Source organism: Limnochorda pilosa, assembly GCF_001544015.1.
Taxonomy (GTDB): domain Bacteria; phylum Bacillota; class Limnochordia; order Limnochordales; family Limnochordaceae; genus Limnochorda; species Limnochorda pilosa.
The window spans coordinates 3,661,400-3,677,946 of the sequence record NZ_AP014924.1; the positions used below are offsets into that span (position 1 = coordinate 3,661,400).

Here is a 16,547-nt window from a genome sequence, read left to right on the forward strand (position 1 = left end):
GTCCGTGCCCGAGCTACCCGAGCTGGAAGCGGTCCGGCTGTTCCTGCGGGAGGTCCTCCCGGGCAGGGAGATCGTGGAGGCGCAGGTCTTCCGCCCCACGGTGATCCGCTGCCTGGCGGGCGAGCCCTTCCCGGAGGCGATCCGCGGCCGCCGCTTCGAATCGGTGGGACGTCGAGGGAAGTTCCTGCGCTTCGGGCTCAGCGACGGCCTGGAGATGGTCATCAACCCCATGCTCACGGGCCGCCTGCAGTGGGCGAGGCGCGGCGACCGGCGCCTGCAGAAAGGCTTCTTCTCGCTCCTCCTGGACGGCGGGCACGAGCTCCGCTACTCGGACGCGAAGAGCATGGGCATGGTCTACCTCCTGCCCGCGGCCGACCTGGAACAGATCCCCCGCTTCGCGGACCAGGGCCCCGAGGCGGACGACCCGAACCTGGACCTGGAAGCCTTCCGGGCCCGCCTCCGCCGCTTCCACGGTGAGGTCAAGTCGATCCTCACCAACCACCGCTTCCTGGCCGGGATCGGCAACGCCTACGCGGACGAGATCCTCTTCGAGGCGGGGATCTACCCCTTCCGGCGACGGCCGAGTCTGACCGTCACCGAGGTGGAGGCGCTCCATCGGGCCCTGGTCGTGGTCCTTGGGCGGGGGCTGGCCCGGGCACGGGAGGCCATCACCGAGACGGGCGAGATCCACCTGAAACCTCGCGGCTTCTTCGCGGTCCACGGGCGGCCGGGCGAGCCCTGCCTCCGGTGCGGCCGTCCCGTCTCGGCGGTGCGGACCGGGCGCATCGCCACCCATTTCTGCCGCACCTGCCAGCCCGGGAGCCTGGTGCGGAACTAGAGAGGAGATCGTCGATGAGCTTCGCCACGAAGAGTTCCTGGTACTGCCTGCGCCTTCCGGCCGTGGCCGCGGCCCTGGCCTTCCTGGTGGCCGTCGCTCCTCCCGCGCTGCAGGCGGCGGCCGAACCACCCGGTCAAGAGCCTTCCGTAACCGAAGGCGGCTCCTACTCAGGCATCAGCCTGGCCTACATGGATACCGCCGCCATCAACACCATCCTGGATAGGTCTGGCTGGACCGTCCCGCGCTTCGACCAGGGACCCCTCTTTGTCTGGACCTCGGGTGGGGGCGGCCAGGTGGGCCCGGTGCGCCTGGGCTTCACCTTCGGCTTCGGCACCCGCAGCCAGCGCGACAACAGCCAGGAGACCGCCAGCAGTCTCACCGTCTACCGGGGGGACCTGCGGGCCGACTACGTCCTGCCCACGGGGCTGGGGCGCCGCCCCGACCGGCCCGACGGCGCCCTGGCCCTGTTCGCCGGGGCCGGCCTGGGCGTGGCCTACGGGGCGCTGCGGATCGAGCAGCCTTTGCCTCTGGACCCGGGGGAAGAAGTGCCCGCCTTCCGCGAGTCCGACCGCTGGCTGATCACCGCCGGGCCGGCCTTGGGGATCCTCTTCACCCCGTCGTCCTTGGCCTACGTGGAGCTCTCGGCCTCCTACACCTACCCCTTCCCCCTGGGCGGGCCGCGCAAGGACGAGCCCCTGGACCCGGGCGGCGCTCTGCTCCGGGGACTTACCGTCAACCTGGGGCTGATGCTGGCGGACTTCTGAACACGGTTCCGGCCCAGCCAGTGGCCCAAACGGAGGCGATGACCCATGCCCGCGGACTACCACATGCACCTGGAGGCCGACGACCTCTACGAGGACCTGCCCCACACGGTGGCGCGGATCGCAGAGTACGTCGAGGCGGCCCGCCGGGCCGGGGTGGACGAGATCGGCATCAGCGAGCACTGCCACCGCTTCCGGGCTTTCCGGCCGATCATGGCCCACCTCTTCGAGGGTGCCACCGGCCAGCATCCCCACGTGGTCGCGTGGCTCTCGTCGGACTTCCGCCATGAGCTGAACCGGTACGTCGAGGTCGTGCTGGATGCCCGGCGCCAGGGCCTTCCCGTCCGCCTGGGTCTGGAGGTGGACTACCTCCCCGACCGGGAGGAGGCGATCGCCCGGGCCCTGGATGGGATTCCGTGGGACTACGTGCTCGGTTCTGTCCACTTCGTCGACGGCGCATCCATTGACTCGAGCCCCGAGATCACCTGGCCCGGCACCCCCGTGGAGCGTCTCTGGCGGCGGTACTTCGAGCACCTGGCCCAGGCGGCGGCCAGCGGCCTCTTTACCTGCCTGGCTCACCCAGACCTGCCCAAGAAGTTCGGCTTCCGGTCCGATCCCTTCCCATGGGATGCTTTCGAGCCGGTCGTCGAGGCCGCAGCGGCCACCGGAACCGGCTTCGAGGTGAACACCGCCGGGCTACGGAAGCCCGCGCGGGAAATCTATCCCGCCCAGGAGCTCCTCGCCGCCGCCACCCAACGGGGCCTGCCGATCCAGCTGGGCTCCGACGCCCACCGTCCTGAAGAGGTGGGCGCCGGATTCGCCGAGGCGCTGCGCTGGGCCCGAGACGCCGGGGCGACCGCCCTCACCCGCCGGGCCGGGAGGCGCGCCGTGCCCGAGCTGCTCGGGGGGTCGCTCAGGGACCGATGATGCTCCCGCCGCCGGCTTCGATGAGGCGGCGCCATTCGTCGGGGAGAAGGGCCACCGGCCGGGCGTAGTTCTGCTTCTCCAGAAGCTCGGTGTCGTAGCGCACGTCGGACGGCACGCCGATGAGCACCCCATCGCGCGCCCGGATCATCAGGCCGCCCGAGTTCCCCGCGTTCACCGTCGCGTCGGTCTGGATGAGCACGCGGCGGCCCCGGTCCGTGGTGAAGCCGGAAACGATCCCCCGCGTGAGGGAGAGCGGGTAGCGCCCCAGGGTGCGGGCGATCCCCGGGTAGCCGATGACAACCACCTCATCTCCCAGGGAGACGGGGCCCAGGTCCAGGGGCACCCAGGGAAGCGGACCGGCCGGCGTGTCGCCGTTCAGGTCGGTCTCGATCCGGAGCAAGGCCAGGTCGTACTCGGGGAGGGTTTCTTGCAGGCGGGCGTAGAAGGACTGGACCGCCGCGCCCCGCTCCGAGTCCGAGAGGCCGACCACCACCCGCTCGGGCACCCCACCGGCCTCGCGCAGCGGCTCGCCCTGGCAGGCGAAGGCTGGGCCCGAGGTCTCGCAGGTGGCCACCACATGGTAGTTGGTGAGCACCAGGCCGTCCGGGGAGACCAGGCTCCCCGACCCCGTCCCCTGAGAGGTGGAGATCTGAACGGTGGCGGCGATGGCCCGCTGGAGCGGCGTCAAGGCTTGTTCCGGCTCCCCTGCGGGCTGAAAGGTCGGGTGCGGGGGCAGCGGCTCGTCGAATCGGGCCTCGATCTCGTAATCGACGGGGGCGGGCTCCCAGTTCACCACGCCCACCCACCAGCGAGCCGGGCGATCCTCTCCCAGCGGAAGCACCAGCCGCTCGTTGTCCAGGGCGCTCATGACTGCATGGGGATAGGCGTCCAGCGCGACGGGTACGGCCCCCTCCGGGGCCACTACCAGGTCCAGAGGCCCCTCGGCCTCGAAGAGCCCCACCTCCAGCCGGCGGGCACCCGGCGGCGCCTCCACCGCCCAGTACCGCACCAGGTCGCGCTCTCCCAGCCGTCCCTGGAGCCGGACCCCCGCCGTGAGGGCACCCTCCACCTGCTCCTGGGGCGGCGCCGTCACGGTCGGAGCCGAAGCGTCGTTCGACGCACGAAAGGCTGTGTGCAGGGTGAAGGCTCCTCCGGGGGCGCCATCCACCAGGTTGGCCACGTCGATGTAGTACCGGCCTGCGCGCAGGGCGGGCTCGCCCCACGCCGAGATGACGATTTCCTCCAGGCTGTCGGGGGTCACGGCCGCGTGGTCGGAATCCGTCTCCCAGTCGAGCATCTGCTGGCCGAAGCGGGCGAAGAGGTCCAGGTCTGTCTTGGCCTGCAAGGTCAGGACGACCGAGGCGACCCCCTGGGGCACGTCCAGGGTGTAGGTACGGTAGTGTTCGGGTGCGGCCCCCACCGTTCCCGACAGGATCTCCCCCGGCACCAGGGATCCATCGACGCGGGGGCCGCCGTCGGAGGACGCTTCTTCCCCGGCCCCTTCGCCCACCTGCGTTCCAAGGCTGCCCGGCCCTTCGGCCCCCGAAGACTCCCACGCCAGGGTGTAGCGCCCCGTCTCCCCCGGCAGGGCCGTGTTGGCCACCACCACGTAAACGCCGTCGGAGGGCAGGGTTGCCTGGAGGAAGGCATCGGTACCGCCACCCGAGTCGTCGTCCTCGGCCACCAGCCCGCCCGCCCCGTCGAGGAGGACCAGGTACGCGTCCACGTCGGCGGAGGAGAGGCGCAGGGAAACAGTCTGGCCTGCACTGCCTTGCAAGGCATACCAGTCGTAGTGGCTCCCATCGTCCAGGGTGGGGTCGTCGTCGGTCAGCCGCCCCTCCACGGGCGTATCCGGTTGTAGGAAAGGTGTCGCCGTTGAGGCCGCCGACGCCGGAGCCGGAAGGGTCAGGAGGAGAACGGCGAGCCCGAGGAGCGCCCCAACCCACCGCCGATGCGCTCTCGCCACACCGGGCGGATGAAGGTCCCTCCCGCTCCTGCTGCTAGAACGACCCACGGACAGCCCAAAGAACACCACACGCATCTCCCCGCCTCCGCTCGGTCATCGTGAAGCCGCTCCTGCGACTTCGACCGGTCCAGCTTCCTCCTTCATTTTCGGCCCCGGACCGACCTTCTGAAGCCCCGAGTCGTTCTGGCGCCGGGCGCTCAGGTATGGTACCGTGAGGGAAGGTGGGCCAGCGCTCGCGACCAAGCCGACGAGGGAGCGCCGGTCCTTTCCACGGGAGAGGAAGGGATCCGTCATGCACGACGAGCTCGACCCATCGGAGCGGGAGAGAACGCACGGACCTCGATCGCGGGGGCTTGACGACCCTCCCAAGGCGGACCTGATCCGCCGCTTCGTCGCAGCGGTACTGGACGGCGTCGTAGCCGGAGTCCTCAACCTCGCGATCCCGCTGCTCGGCGGCCTCCTCGGCGCGGCCTACATCCTCTTCAAGGACGCCCTGCCCTACGAGGTCACCCGCAACCGGGCCTATGCCAACCAGAGCATCGGCAAGCGGGCGGCCGGACTGGAAGTCGCTCTCCTGGAGGGCCACGGTCCCATGTCCTGGGGGCTCTCTGCCCAGCGGAACTGGCCGCTGGCCATCGGTGCCGTCCTCGGGGCCATTCCCCTGGCGGGGTGGGTCCTGGGTCCGGTGCTGGGCTCACTCATCGGGCTCGTGGAAGCGCTCCTGATCGTGATCGATCCCGACGGCCGGCGCCTGGGCGACCGGATGGCCGAGACCCAGGTGGTCCCCGCCACCCGCCGCCGGATGGTTGCGTAGCCGCCCCCGGCCACTGGGACCGCCGGTTCTGAGCGTCTCGTGAACCACCGACAAAGATGATCGTTACCTAGTTCACACGTGCTATTGAGCCGGGGCAGGATCATGATAGACTCTAGTTTGGAACGACTCCTTGTTAAGAGAGGTGCTGGCATTGGTCCCTGAGAGCAGCACGGTCGAACGCGTTGGACTTCCCGTCCTTGGCAAGCCGGCCCCGGACTTCGAGGCGAACACCACGCAGGGACGGTTCCGCCTGGCCGACTTCCGAGGGAGCTGGCTCGTGCTCTTCTCTCACCCCGCCGACTTCACGCCCGTCTGCACCACGGAGTTCATGGCCTTCGCTCGCAAGTACGACGCTTTCCAGGAGCGCGGCGTCCAACTGCTGGGGCTCTCGGTGGACAGCGTTCCTTCACACATCGCCTGGACCCGCAACGTCGAGGAGAAGACCGGGGTGAAGATCCCCTTCCCCATCATCGCCGACCTGGACCGGAAGGTGGCCCAAGCGTACGGGATGTTCCAGGAGGGGGAGAGCAGCACCGAGACCGTCCGCTGTGTCTTCGTCATCGACGCCGAAAGCGTGTTGCGGGCCATGATCTACTACCCGCTCAACGTGGGTCGCAACGTGGACGAGGTCCTTCGGCTGGTCGATGCGCTCCAGACGGCGTCCAAGCACGGCGTGGCCACCCCGGCCAACTGGAGGCCGGGCGAGAAGGTGGTCGTCCCCGCCCCCACCACCCAGGAGGGTGCGGTCGAGCGGCTGCAGGAAGGCCTCGAGAGCGTCGACTGGTATCTGTCCTTCAAGGAGCTCTGAAGGCTGCTTCCCGACCTGGAACCGGAACGGCGAAGGAGGCGCGGGCGGTGGCGTGCGTGACGGACGGGCAGCCCAGCGAGAGCGGGCGGAGCATGATCGAGGCGGTGGCGGCGGGAGCGCGTACCGCCGAGGACGTAGCCCGGCAGACCGGCCTCCCGCTCTTCCGCGTGCGCGGCGGCCTCCGGGATCTGGTGGCAAGCGGGCTCCTGGTGGAGACCGCCGATGGGTACCACAGGCCCTGACACCGGGCGCGCTCTCGGTGAGGCGGCGCGTTCACGATAGAATGCGGGCCTGGCCTTGGGGCCAGGCCCTTTCTCCAGGCGCGAGACCAGCGCCGGCAAGCGGGGCTCGCTTGCGGAGAGGAATCCAGGCGCGGGCAGGTAACGTCTTGGGGGTGCCCCGCCATGCGCTCATCCGACCGAGCGTTCGTTCGAGCCGACAACCTGGACGTGCTGCGGGAGCTTCCCGACGGCGCGTTCGACCTCGTCTACCTGGACCCGCCCTTCAACTCCAACCGGCGGTACGGGCTGGACCGCGGTCAACCGGATCGGGCGTTCCGCCGTGGCCGCCGCGCCGATGGTCCCTGGGGCCTGGCCTTCGACGACGCCTGGCGCTGGGACGAGGAGACGGCTGCCGGTTTTCACGGGCTGCTGCAACGGCTCCCCCCCGGTCCCCGGGAGCTCCTGGCCACCCTCCGCCAGGCTCTTGGCGCGGGCGACCTCCTGGCCTACCTGGCCATGATGGTCCCCCGTCTCGTGGAGCTCCACCGGGTCCTGGCACCCACGGGCTCCCTCTACCTCCACTGCGATCCCCAGGCCAGCCACTACCTGAAGCTTTTCCTGGACTCCATCTTCGGCGCCGATCGCTTCCGGCGCGAAATCGTCTGGCGAAGCGGCTGGGTGAGCGGATTCAAGAGCCGCGTGCCGAACTGGGTTCGCAACCACGACACCCTCCTCTACTACACGCGGGGGCCCCGCTTCGTCTTCAACAAGGAGGCCGCCTACCAGCCCCACCCTGAGGGCTACCAAAGGCGGGGTGGGGGTGCGAACCCGCGGGGCGTGGCCCTGGACGACGTCTGGACCGACATCTACTCCCCGTGGATCATGAGCTTCAGCAAGGAGAAGCTGGGCTATCCCACCCAGAAGCCCATGGCTCTCATGGAGCGGATCGTACGCGTCTCCACGAGACCCGGCATGCGCGTCCTCGACCCCTTCGCCGGCGGGGGCGCGGCGCTGGTCGCCGCTGAGGCCATGGGACGGCGCTGGCTGGGCATCGACTCCACCCACCTGGCCACGGCCATGATCCGCTACCGGATGCTCTGGCGCTTCGGGCTGGATCGGAGTCGCTTCCCCGTGCACGGGGAACCCCACGACCTCAGCGCCGCGCGGGCCCTGGCCCGGAACGACCCGCTTCAGTTCGGCTGGTGGACCCTCTCCCTCGTCCACGCCCGGCCCTTGGGGGCGGGGAGGACGCAGGAGCCAGGAGCGGGTCCGCGCATCGAGGGTGCGCTGCCAGCGAGCGCAGGGGTTCTCGACGACGAGACCCCGCCGGCGCTCGCCCCCGGCTCCGCCGCCGAGATTCCGTGGGGGATGGAAGGCGGCCCGCCGTGGACGCTGGTGATCGTCCAGGCGGTACTACGGCCTGCGGACCTCCCGGACCTGGTCCAGAGGGCCCGGGAACTGGGGGCCCAGCGGGTGCTGGCCACGGCCCTCGAGCTGCCCGCAGGCGCCACCGCGGCGGCCGGGGCCGTGGCGGGTCAGGGACGCTTCGGGTGGGCAGCGCCGGAGGATGGGGTCCAGCTTGTGACCCTTGAGGACCTGCTCCGCCGCGACCTCACCCCGGCCCTGATCCAGCGGCCGCTGCCCCAGCTCCACCTTACACCGCAGCCCCAGGGCCCCCGCGGCCGTAAGGGCCGCCGCGCCGGGCCAACCTGACCGACCGTTCTTCGAACCGGTGGCCGTTCGAGCTGGGCGCCGTCAGACCCGCTTTTTCTCGCTTCCGCGGGCCGCGCTCCCGACGGCCCCCAGAAGGGCCAGACCGCTCAGCGAGAGGGGCGCCAGGGGCGGCGGCACGCTGCCCCGACGCTCCCGGGCTTCTGCTGCCTCGGGCTCGTACGGCTCGCGGGCGTCCATCTCCCCGAGCCGGGCGCGCCCGTCGCGCTCCCCCGCCCGTACCTCCTCCGCCGCAGCCGCCCCTGAGAGGCTCTGGGCGGCGAGGACCCCCGGCCGGCCCGCCCGCTCGCTCCCATCCAACCGCTCTTCCGCGTGCAGGAAGGTCCCGGCCAGGCCCGTGAGCCCCAGGAGCAGCATCAGGGCAGCCACGCGTAGGGGACCTCGTCCCGAAAGCTTGAGCCCGGCCAGGCTCAGGAGAAGGCCGGCCAGGCTCCCCACGACCCCGACGAGCTGGACTCCTTCCGTGTGGCCCGTGAGGATCAGCTCCAGGAAGAGCACGAGGAAACCGCCACCTACCAGCACCAAGACCCAGTCGGCCAACCGGCGCGTTACCGCCGCCTGCAGATGGTCCAGCATGAGAAACGCCCTCCTCCATCACGCCTCTCTCGGGGCCCGTGGTGAAGAGCGTAGCAGATCCCCCTGAAGGAATCCTGAAGATCGGACTACCGCAAGGCCAGGAAGCCCAGGAGGGCGATACCGGCGCTGAGGAGTGTGCCCACCAGATAATACTCGGCGAAGGCCCGCTCCTCCAGCTCCTTGAATCGGGCGATGGACTTGGCCGCGAGCACGAAGCCCACGGCCGCCTCGGCCCGAACCAGGAGAAGGCTGAGGATGAGCCCCCGCTCCAGGATGCCGATCCACGTTCCGGCTCTGGTGATTCCCGCCTGGGAGGGCCGCCCACCCTCGAGCCCCGCCGCCTGCAGCACCAGCCGGATCAGGATGGCTGCGGCCGCCAGCGTGTAGCCGTAGATGGCCGCCACCTGCCAGGTACGGGAGGAGAGAAGCCATGGCGCCCACAGGCGGGCGCCTTCGGTCCCCAGCACGGTCCACAGGAGGGGGCCGTCGGCCGGAAAGGGCCCGAGCCAGAGGAGGACCTGAAGGACGATCACGACGTGCACGATCTGGTCGACCAGGAAGAGCCAGACGGCACCGGCGAGCGAGCGGAACTGCCGGCCGGCGGCCTCCTTCAGCCCGTCGAGCACCAGGTGGGCTGCGACGACGACCCCCCAGGCCAGGACCAGCCGTCCGGAGAGGAACGGCCAGGTGATCACCGCCAGGGTCGCCAGGTGCACCCCGCCGTGGGCCAGGAAAGCCCCCCATGATCCGTCACGCTTGCCCGCGACCATGCGCTCCGATTGGAAGACGAAGTCTCCGACCACGTGCGCCGTGAGGAACTGCCAGAAGGGAATCACTGGATTCACCTCCGCAAGGGTGAACCGTTCCGTTTCTCGGTGTGATGGGTGACTGGCCGACCGACCTACCGCCCGGCCTCCCGGGTCGTCCGCGCCAGGAGCTGGTCGAGGTACGCCTCGGCCGCCCGAACCTCGTTCCAGTGGGCGGCGGCGCAACGCTTCTGGACGTTCTGGAACGCGATGCCGAGCCGGCCGGCAGCCCGCTGGTAGGTTCCGGCGTCCTCATAGGCGGCGATGGCCTCCCACTGCTCGGCCGTCCACCTGCCGACGAGCGCGTCCAGCAGCCCGAGGAGGGCATTCACGCCCTCGTCCAGGTCCCTGCGACCCGATCGGAGGAGGGTCGCCGGTCCTCTGGCCGCCCGGGCCGCCTCGAGCGCCTCCCGGCTTCGGTGGAAGGCAGGGCCGTCAAGCTCCCATGTGTGCCGGCCCTCGAAGGCGGTGGCCACCTCCCCCAGACCCAGCCCCACCCGCAGCCGCACCGGGGGCTGGAGCTGCACGAGCCGGTATCGGAGCCGGCGGACCCAGGCCAGGGGGTCTCCGTCCGGCCGCAGCACCCCCTGGATCTCGTCGCCGCGGATGAGCCCCAGGGGGCTTCGCAGGGAACCCACGGCCTCTCGGTTCACCTGCTCCAGCACCCCTTCGATCTCCCGCTGGGCGCGCTCCCGGTCCGGCAGGCGGCGCGAGCCGACCACGTCCGCGATGAGGGCCAGCCATTCCGGGTGGTGCCCATCGTCGCCCATGCCACGGCCTCCCCGCCTCACGGGTGAAAGAAGAGATTTCGCCCCTGATGGGGTGAATTCGGCGTCGCCTGCGGCGCCCCTCCCGCCCGCCGCTGAATCCGACGCGGTGGCCGGTACATGCACGAGGTTCGGCGCCCGAGGATCAACCCAGGAGTCTCTTGACAGCGATCGCCTGTTCGATTATGCTGGTGACGAATAGGTGTTCGCTACGCTGGAGGTGGCTGCATGGCACGGTCCCGCGTTCAGTACGTCGAGATCCTGGCGGCCAGCGCCCTCAACCGTGTCCAGGCGCCGGGCATGCCCTTCCGCTGGTCCCTGAACCCTTATAGGGGCTGTTCTCACGGATGCGCTTACTGCTATGCGAGGGTCACGCACACGTACCTGGACCTCTCGGCCGGGGACGCGTTCTCCACGCGGATCCTGATCAAGCGGAACATGCCGGAGCTGCTGGAGCAGGAGCTCTCGAAGCCTTCCTGGCAGCGGGAGTGGGTCGCCCTCGGCACCGCCACCGACGCCTATCAGCCCGCGGAGGGACGCTACCGCATCACCCGGGCGATCCTGGAGAGCCTCCTGGCTCATCGCACCCCCGTCACCCTGGTGACCAAGTCGCCCCTGGTCCTGCGGGACCTGGATCTCCTGGCCGAGCTGCACCGGGCGGCGGGCGTTCGGGTAAGCATCAGCCTCGTCAGCCTCGACCGGGGTCTCCTCCGCGCCGTGGAGCCCGGGGCGCCTCCACCCTCCGCCCGCCTCGAAGCCCTGCGGCGCCTGAACGAGGGCGGCGTGCCCGCTGGGTTGATGCTGGCTCCCATGCTCCCGGGGCTCACCGATGGTATCGCCAGCCTCTCCGCGGTGGTTCAGGCAGCGCACCGGGCAGGCGCCGCCTCCCTGGGGTACCAGGTGCTCCGGCTCTGCGAGGGGGCCCGCGAGGTCTACCTCGAGCGCCTCGCCGAGCTCCTCCCCGACCTGGAAGCTGCTACCCGCAAGCTCTACCGCTCGGGCGACTACGCTCCCCGCTCCTACCAGGCAGCCATCGGGCAGCGGCTGAGAGCCATCCTCCGACGGTACCCCATCCCCGGACCGCACACCGTCTACCCGGCGCCCACCCTGTATGGAGGAAGCCAGGTCCACCGCCCTGCGCCCGGCTCGGAAGCGCGCCGGGGCGAGCGGAGGCAAGGGGAGGTGCCCCTGGCAGTCGCAGGGGCCCGTGCCGACAGCAGGCGCCCTGTACAGACTGTGCTGGCCTGGTGACGCAGCGGTGTTCTCGGCGCGTCTCATCAGCCTCCGGCCCCGGGTCTCGACGCCGCGTACGTCGATCCCACCCGGCACTGGAGGCCATAGCCCGCATCGACGAATCGATGATCCCCGTCACCAGGAGCCGCGTCTTCCTCGCAGAAACTCCTCCGTCATGAGATGCCTGCCGACGTTCTTGCGAGGAGGACCTCTCCCGGTGATGCTCACGTGAACGGCGAATGGCAAGCCCTTCTTTCCACTGGGGTGCCACCCTTGAACAGACGAGCGGCCCGGGACGCATACGTTCGTCTCTGCCGCCTCACCAAGCCCCGGGGGAGCCTCGGGCGCCTGGAGGCGGTGGTCGTCCGGCTGGCCGCGATCACGGGCGAGCCCCTGCCCCGGGTCGAGCCGGCATCCATCCTGGTCTTCGCGGGCGACCACGGGGTCGCCCTCAGGGGGGTGAGCGCCTATCCCCCTGAGGTGACCGGGCAGATGCTGGAGAACTTCCGGTCCGGCGGCGCAGCCATCTCGGTGCTGGCCCGGCGGCTGGGCGCCGAGCTGACCGTGGTCGACGCCGGTGTCCGGAAGGCCCCGGCGGTCTCCGGGGTCCTCCGGCGCTCCCTGGGCGAGGGCACGCAGGACATCACGCTCGGGCCTGCCATGGATCGGGCCACCGCCCTCGCGTCGATCGCCGTGGGGTGGGAGGTGGCGAAGGAGGCGCTCGACCGCGGCGCGCGGTTGCTCGTTCCCGGCGAGATGGGGATCGGGAACACCACCGCCGCGGCTGCGGTGGCCAGCGCTCTGACGGGCCTGTCCCCCCGCCTCCTGGTGGGGAGGGGGACGGGCCTCGGCCAGGAGGGCCTCCAGCGGAAGCGCGCCGCCGTCGAGGCCGCCCTCGCCGCCAACCGCCCCGACCCGGCCGACGCGCTGGACGTGCTGGCCCGGGTGGGCGGGTTCGAGCTGGGCGGGATAGCCGGCGCCTTCCTCGCTGCGGCCTTCCACCGCCGCCCGGCGCTGGTGGACGGCTTCATCGCCTCAGCGGCCGCCCTGCTGGCGGAGCGTCTGGCCCCGGGGGCCCGCCGCTTCTGGATCGCCGGACACCGCTCGGCGGAGCGCGGGCACCGGCGCGTCCTCCGAGCCCTCCGCCTCCGGCCGCTGCTCGAGCTGGGCCTTCGCCTGGGCGAGGGCACGGGGGCCGCGCTCGCCCTGGAGCTCGTCTCGGCCGCGTGCACCCTCCAGCGGGAGATGGCGACCTTCGACGAGGCCGGCGTCTCCGACCGGGAGGAATCCGGCCCCGGCTGAAGAATACTGGCGTCCAGCATCACCGAAAACCAACGCCACGCGGGCAGTGCCTCCTTCGGACCCTTCGGAGGAGGAGAATAGGGAATCGGGTGCAAATCCCGAGCGGTCCCGCCACTGTAACCGGGGAGCGACCTTCATCGACCACTCGGCCTCAGGCCGGGGAAGGGAAGGCGACGCGAGGATCCGGAAGCCAGGAGACCTGCTGCCCGCCGGCTGGTGTTTCCCCTCCGCGGAGAGGGGAGCCGGCGCCCGGCTCTTCTTCCTGGTTGCCTGCCCCTACCCCGATCTGCGAGACGGGTTGGGGTTTTTTCTTTGGGTCGCGGGTACGGCTCCCTCTCCGCGAGGGGCTGCCTGCAACGGGCGAGGGGGTGACCGGGACGAGGCTGGAGCTGACCGACGTCCACGCCGGCTACCCCGGCCGTCCGGTGCTGCGGGGCGTGAGCCTCGCGGTGCGGGAGGGGGAGTTCCTGGGGCTGATCGGGCCCAACGGTGTCGGGAAGACCACGCTCTTGCGGGTGGCGGCGGGCCTCCTCGTCCCCGACCGAGGGCACGCAAGGCTGGGCGGTCGTCCGGTTCAGGGCATCCCCAGGCGGGAGCTGGCCCGGCAGGTGGCGGTGGTGGGGCAGGCTGCGCCGGCCTCTTTCGGCCTGACCGCCTGGGAGGTGGTCCTCCTGGGCCGCCTTCCCCACCTGAGACGCTTCCAGAGGGAGGGCCCCCGCGACCTCCAGGCCGCCGCGGAGGCCATGCGCCTCACGGGAACGGAGAAGCTACGCGACCGCCGGGTCGACCGGCTCTCGGGCGGCGAGGCCCAGCGGGTGCAGCTCACACGCGCCCTGGCCCAGGAACCGGAGATCCTCCTGCTGGACGAGCCCACGGCGCACCTGGACATCGGCCACCAGGTGGAGTTCCTGGACCTGCTCCTGCGGCTCAACCGGGAGCGCCGGCTCACGATCGTGGCCTCTCTCCACGACCTCAACCTGGCGGCCCAGTACTGCCGCCGTCTGGTCCTCCTGGAGGGGGGCCGCGTCCGGGCGGCGGGGACCCCCGAAGAGGTCCTGACCGAACCGATCCTGGCCTCCACCTACGGAACCCCCGTCCGGCTGGGGAGGCATCCCGTTCAGGGAACGCCGGCCGTTCACCTGCTCGCACGTTATCAGGCACCGAAGGAGGCGGTCTTCCCGTGAGACACCCACGTCGAACCCGGATGGCCCAGCGCCCCCACCCTCGGGCGCTCCTTGGAATGCTCGCGACCCTGCTCCTCGTCGCCCTCCTGCTCCCCTCCCCGGCGGTCGTGGCCGAGGACCCGAGCGCCTACCCCTTCACCTTCACCGACGACTCCGGCCGCGCCGTCACCTTGGAGGCGCCACCTCGGCGGGTCGTCTCCCTCGGCCCCTCCAACACGGAGATCCTCTACGCCATCGGCGCGGGGGATCGCCTCGTGGGGGTGGACGTGTACAGCGACTACCCGCCCGAGGTCGAGGGCCTGCCGAAGGTGGGCCAGCTCCTGGAGCCCGACTTCGAGCGGATCGTGGCCCTCCGGCCCGACCTGGTCCTCCTGATCAACCTCTCTCAAGAGCACCAGGAGCGGCTCCGAGCGTTGGGTCTCAACGCGGCCCACATCAACGCGGCCACCCTGGCGGACGTGTACGACCGGATCCTGCTCCTGGGGCGGGCCCTGGACCGGGAGGACGAGGCGAGGCGGGTAGTGGAGGAGATGCAGCGCCGTATCGAGGCAGTGCGGCGGCGGGTCGCCTCGGTGCCCCCGGCCGACCGCCCCAGGGTCTTCTACGAGGTCTGGCCCGACCCGCTCATGACCGCCGGGCCGGGAAGCTTCATCCACGACGTGATCGAGCTCGCGGGAGGCGAGAACGTGGCCGCCGACGCGCCCGCGCCCTGGCCCGCGTTCAGCCTGGAGAGCCTGGTGGAGCGGGCGCCCCAGGTGATCCTGACGCCCTTCGCGGAGAGCGTGCAGGCCCTGCGGGAGGACGGCCGGCCGGGCTGGTCCGGCTTCCCGGCGGTCCGGGCGGGCCGGATCCACCTGGTAGACCAGGACGTGGTGGGCCGGCCGGGGCCGCGCGTCGCCCAGGCGGTGGAGGAGCTGGCCGCCCTCTTCTACCCCGAGCGCTTCGGCCGGGAGGAGGCGCCCTGATGGACGCCGTCCCCGCGCGGATGGAGGTGGGCGCTCCGGCCCGGGTCGCCCGGCGGAGGCCGGGGACCCTCCTCATGCTCACCGCGGCCTGGGTGGCCGTCGCCTTCCTGGCGCTCTGGGTGGGCTCGGTCCGCCTTCCCCCCGCGGAGGTGGTCCACACCCTCTTGGAGCGTCTCCCCGGGGTGGGCGGGCTGCTGGAAGGATCCAGCGTTCCGGCATCCCACCAGGTGATCCTCTGGCAGATCCGGCTTCCCCGGATCCTCCTGGCCGGAGGGGTGGGAGCCGTCCTGGCCTTCTCGGGCGCCGTCCTCCAGGGGCTCTTCCGCAACCCCATGGCGGACCCCTTCGTCCTGGGTCTCTCGGGCGGCGCCGCGGCAGGGGCGGTGGCCTCCCTGGCCATGGGCGTCGGCTTCCGCCCGGTCCTCAGCTTCCTGCCGTTCCCGGCCCTGCCCCTCTTCGCGTTTGCCGGGGGCCTCGGCTCGGTGATCCTGGTCTACTCCCTGGCCCTGGAGTGGGGACGCGCCCGCCTGGAGTCGCTCCTCCTGTCGGGCCTGGCCGTCGGAGCAGTCATGTCGGCCGTGGTCTCGCTCCTCCTCCTCTTCAGCGGGGAGGATGCCCACAAGGCGATCTTCTGGCTGATGGGCAGCCTGGGGGCGGCGAGCTGGGAGCGGATCCGGGCCGTCCTCCCCTACCTCGTCCTCGGCGGACTGGGCGTCCTGCCGTACCTCCGGGAGCTGAACGCGCTCCTCCTGGGCGAGGAGCCGGCCGCCCACCTGGGCGTGGAGGTGGAACGGGTGCGGCGCCGGCTCATCGGCGCCACCGCGCTGATGACCGCCGCGGCGGTCTCGGTCAGCGGGGTGATCGGCTTCGTGGGCCTCATCACCCCCCACGTGGTCCGGCTCCTGCTCGGCCCCGACCACCGCCGCCTGGTCCCCGCCTCCGCGCTGGCGGGAGCGATCCTGCTCACGCTCACGGACACCGTCGCCCGGACCCTGCTCGCCCCGGTGGAGATCCCCGTCGGTGCGCTGACGGCCCTGATGGGCGGGCCCTTCTTCCTCGCGCTCCTGCGCCGGCGGCGGGAGAGCTTCTTCGGGGGGAGTACCTGATGAGGAAGGGCCTGGTGATCGTCCACACAGGAGACGGGAAGGGCAAGACCACTGCCGCCTTGGGCATCCTCCTCCGCGCCTGGGGTCGTGGTATGAAGGTGGTGATGCTCCAGTTCCTGAAGCACCGGAACGCCCGCTTCGGCGAGCTGCGGGCCGCGGAGCGGATGGGGGTGGAGGTGATCCCGTTGGGGGACGGCTTCACGTGGACCTCTCGGGATCCGGGGAAGAACCAGGCGCTGGCCAGGGCCGGCTGGGAGCGGTGCAGGGACCGGATCCTCGCGCCTGAGGGCGCCCACGACGTCATCATCCTCGACGAGCTGACCTACCCGCTGATCTACGGGTGGCTGGAGCTGGACGAGGTCCTGGAGACGCTCCGCCGCCGGCCGCCCATGCGCCACGTGATCATCACCGGCCGCCAGGCCCCCCAGCCCCTGCTGGACTTCGCCGACCTGGTGACCGAGATGCGGCTGGTGAAGCATCCCTACTCCGAGCAGGGGATCCGGGCTCAGCCGGGGATCGAGTTCTGATGAAGCCTCAGGAGG

Annotated in this window: 17 protein-coding genes and 1 riboswitch; of the genes, 13 read left to right on the forward strand and 4 right to left on the reverse strand. The window is 71.1% G+C overall.

The genetic code is table 11. The annotated features are described in order from the left end of the window. The first annotated feature begins 4 nt into the window (after nucleotides 1-4). Genes LIP_RS16520 through LIP_RS16530 form a run of 3 tightly spaced genes read left to right on the forward strand, consistent with a single transcriptional unit; the run spans nucleotide 5 to nucleotide 2,526 of the window. Complete coding sequence (locus LIP_RS16520; RefSeq protein WP_068140863.1) at nucleotides 5-838, forward strand: Fpg/Nei family DNA glycosylase; 834 nt, start codon at nucleotides 5-7, stop codon at nucleotides 836-838. A 14-nt stretch (nucleotides 839-852) separates the two neighbouring features. Then, nucleotides 853-1,602 carry a hypothetical protein gene (locus LIP_RS16525; RefSeq protein WP_068140864.1) on the forward strand — a complete coding sequence of 250 codons (750 nt, stop codon included), beginning with the start codon at nucleotides 853-855 and terminating at the stop codon, nucleotides 1,600-1,602. A gap of 45 nt (nucleotides 1,603-1,647) precedes the next feature. After that, a complete protein-coding gene (locus LIP_RS16530) occupies nucleotides 1,648-2,526 on the forward strand; it encodes a histidinol-phosphatase (protein ID WP_068140873.1) in 879 nt (292 codons plus the stop codon). Here LIP_RS16530 and LIP_RS16535 read toward each other — a convergent pair. Then, nucleotides 2,513-4,369 carry a trypsin-like peptidase domain-containing protein gene (locus LIP_RS16535; RefSeq protein ID WP_068140876.1) on the reverse strand — a complete coding sequence of 619 codons (1,857 nt, stop codon included), beginning with the start codon at nucleotides 4,367-4,369 and terminating at the stop codon, nucleotides 2,513-2,515. The two genes, LIP_RS16530 and LIP_RS16535, sit on opposite strands and share 14 nt — an antisense overlap. Before the next feature lie 415 nt (nucleotides 4,370-4,784). On the opposite strand from LIP_RS16535, the gene LIP_RS16540 reads away from it, so the two are divergent. From LIP_RS16540 to LIP_RS16555, 4 genes are all read left to right on the forward strand, one after another. Next, nucleotides 4,785-5,306, forward strand: a complete 522-nt coding sequence (locus LIP_RS16540) for an RDD family protein (RefSeq protein ID WP_068140883.1) — start codon at nucleotides 4,785-4,787, stop codon at nucleotides 5,304-5,306. Between the two features lie 151 nt (nucleotides 5,307-5,457). Further along, entirely contained in the window at nucleotides 5,458-6,114 is a 657-nt protein-coding gene (locus tag LIP_RS16545; RefSeq protein ID WP_068140885.1) for a peroxiredoxin, read from the forward strand. Between the two features lie 47 nt (nucleotides 6,115-6,161). Then, complete coding sequence (locus tag LIP_RS16550; RefSeq protein WP_068140886.1) at nucleotides 6,162-6,356, forward strand: hypothetical protein; 195 nt, start codon at nucleotides 6,162-6,164, stop codon at nucleotides 6,354-6,356. Nucleotides 6,357-6,518: 162 nt separating this feature from the next. Further along, the gene (locus LIP_RS16555; RefSeq protein ID WP_068140888.1) at nucleotides 6,519-8,048 is read left to right on the forward strand and encodes a DNA-methyltransferase; all 1,530 of its coding nucleotides are present in this window, start codon (nucleotides 6,519-6,521) and stop codon (nucleotides 8,046-8,048) included. A gap of 42 nt (nucleotides 8,049-8,090) precedes the next feature. On the opposite strand, the gene LIP_RS16560 is transcribed toward LIP_RS16555, so the two are convergent. From LIP_RS16560 to LIP_RS16570, 3 genes are all read right to left on the reverse strand, one after another. Beyond that, nucleotides 8,091-8,642: a hypothetical protein gene (locus tag LIP_RS16560; RefSeq protein WP_068140890.1), complete on the reverse strand. Its 552-nt coding sequence runs from the start codon at nucleotides 8,640-8,642 to the stop codon at nucleotides 8,091-8,093. Nucleotides 8,643-8,728: 86 nt separating this feature from the next. Beyond that, nucleotides 8,729-9,478 (reverse strand): DUF3307 domain-containing protein, encoded by a 750-nt coding sequence (locus LIP_RS16565; RefSeq protein WP_068140892.1) that lies wholly within the window; start codon nucleotides 9,476-9,478, stop codon nucleotides 8,729-8,731. A gap of 65 nt (nucleotides 9,479-9,543) precedes the next feature. After that, complete coding sequence (locus LIP_RS16570) at nucleotides 9,544-10,218, reverse strand: SatD family protein (RefSeq protein WP_068140894.1); 675 nt, start codon at nucleotides 10,216-10,218, stop codon at nucleotides 9,544-9,546. A gap of 225 nt (nucleotides 10,219-10,443) precedes the next feature. Between LIP_RS16570 and LIP_RS16575 the strand changes: the two genes are divergently transcribed. The 6 genes from LIP_RS16575 to cobO all read left to right on the forward strand — a co-directional run bounded on the left by LIP_RS16575 (nucleotide 10,444) and on the right by cobO (nucleotide 16,532). Next, nucleotides 10,444-11,466 (forward strand): SPL family radical SAM protein, encoded by a 1,023-nt coding sequence (locus LIP_RS16575; RefSeq protein ID WP_068140896.1) that lies wholly within the window; start codon nucleotides 10,444-10,446, stop codon nucleotides 11,464-11,466. 162 nt (nucleotides 11,467-11,628) lie between these two features. Continuing rightward, nucleotides 11,629-12,750 (forward strand): nicotinate-nucleotide--dimethylbenzimidazole phosphoribosyltransferase, encoded by a 1,122-nt coding sequence (gene cobT / locus LIP_RS16580; RefSeq protein ID WP_082726487.1) that lies wholly within the window; start codon nucleotides 11,629-11,631, stop codon nucleotides 12,748-12,750. 27 nt (nucleotides 12,751-12,777) lie between these two features. Continuing rightward, nucleotides 12,778-12,971: riboswitch (cobalamin riboswitch) on the forward strand. Between the two features lie 147 nt (nucleotides 12,972-13,118). Then, nucleotides 13,119-13,934, forward strand: coding sequence for an ABC transporter ATP-binding protein (locus tag LIP_RS16585; protein WP_198409599.1), 816 nt, complete (start codon nucleotides 13,119-13,121; stop codon nucleotides 13,932-13,934). After that, on the forward strand, nucleotides 13,931-14,899 hold the full coding sequence (locus tag LIP_RS16590) for an ABC transporter substrate-binding protein (protein WP_198409600.1): 969 nt from the start codon (nucleotides 13,931-13,933) through the stop codon (nucleotides 14,897-14,899). The genes LIP_RS16585 and LIP_RS16590 overlap by 4 nt, the downstream gene beginning before the upstream one ends. Beyond that, nucleotides 14,899-16,005, forward strand: coding sequence for a FecCD family ABC transporter permease (locus LIP_RS16595; RefSeq protein WP_068140902.1), 1,107 nt, complete (start codon nucleotides 14,899-14,901; stop codon nucleotides 16,003-16,005). The genes LIP_RS16590 and LIP_RS16595 overlap by 1 nt, the downstream gene beginning before the upstream one ends. Next, nucleotides 16,005-16,532: a cob(I)yrinic acid a,c-diamide adenosyltransferase gene (cobO, locus tag LIP_RS16600; RefSeq protein ID WP_068140905.1), complete on the forward strand. Its 528-nt coding sequence runs from the start codon at nucleotides 16,005-16,007 to the stop codon at nucleotides 16,530-16,532. Before LIP_RS16595 ends, cobO begins: the two co-directional genes overlap by 1 nt. The last annotated feature ends 15 nt before the right edge of the window (nucleotides 16,533-16,547 follow it).

What these genes read in the sequence shown, in the direction of transcription:
- LIP_RS16525 (WP_068140864.1), top strand. Translation starts at nt 853, where the DNA reads ATGAGCTTCGCCACGAAGAGTTCCTGGTACTGCCTGCGCCTTCCGGCC.
- LIP_RS16530 (WP_068140873.1), top strand. Translation starts at nt 1,648, where the DNA reads ATGCCCGCGGACTACCACATGCACCTGGAGGCCGACGACCTCTACGAG.
- LIP_RS16540 (WP_068140883.1), top strand. Translation starts at nt 4,785, where the DNA reads ATGCACGACGAGCTCGACCCATCGGAGCGGGAGAGAACGCACGGACCT.
- LIP_RS16555 (WP_068140888.1), top strand. Translation starts at nt 6,519, where the DNA reads ATGCGCTCATCCGACCGAGCGTTCGTTCGAGCCGACAACCTGGACGTG.
- LIP_RS16560 (WP_068140890.1), bottom strand. Translation starts at nt 8,642, where the DNA reads ATGCTGGACCATCTGCAGGCGGCGGTAACGCGCCGGTTGGCCGACTGG.
- LIP_RS16570 (WP_068140894.1), bottom strand. Translation starts at nt 10,218, where the DNA reads ATGGGCGACGATGGGCACCACCCGGAATGGCTGGCCCTCATCGCGGAC.
- LIP_RS16575 (WP_068140896.1), top strand. Translation starts at nt 10,444, where the DNA reads ATGGCACGGTCCCGCGTTCAGTACGTCGAGATCCTGGCGGCCAGCGCC.
- cobT (WP_082726487.1), top strand. Translation starts at nt 11,629, where the DNA reads ATGCCTGCCGACGTTCTTGCGAGGAGGACCTCTCCCGGTGATGCTCAC.
- LIP_RS16595 (WP_068140902.1), top strand. Translation starts at nt 14,899, where the DNA reads ATGGACGCCGTCCCCGCGCGGATGGAGGTGGGCGCTCCGGCCCGGGTC.
- cobO (WP_068140905.1), top strand. Translation starts at nt 16,005, where the DNA reads ATGAGGAAGGGCCTGGTGATCGTCCACACAGGAGACGGGAAGGGCAAG.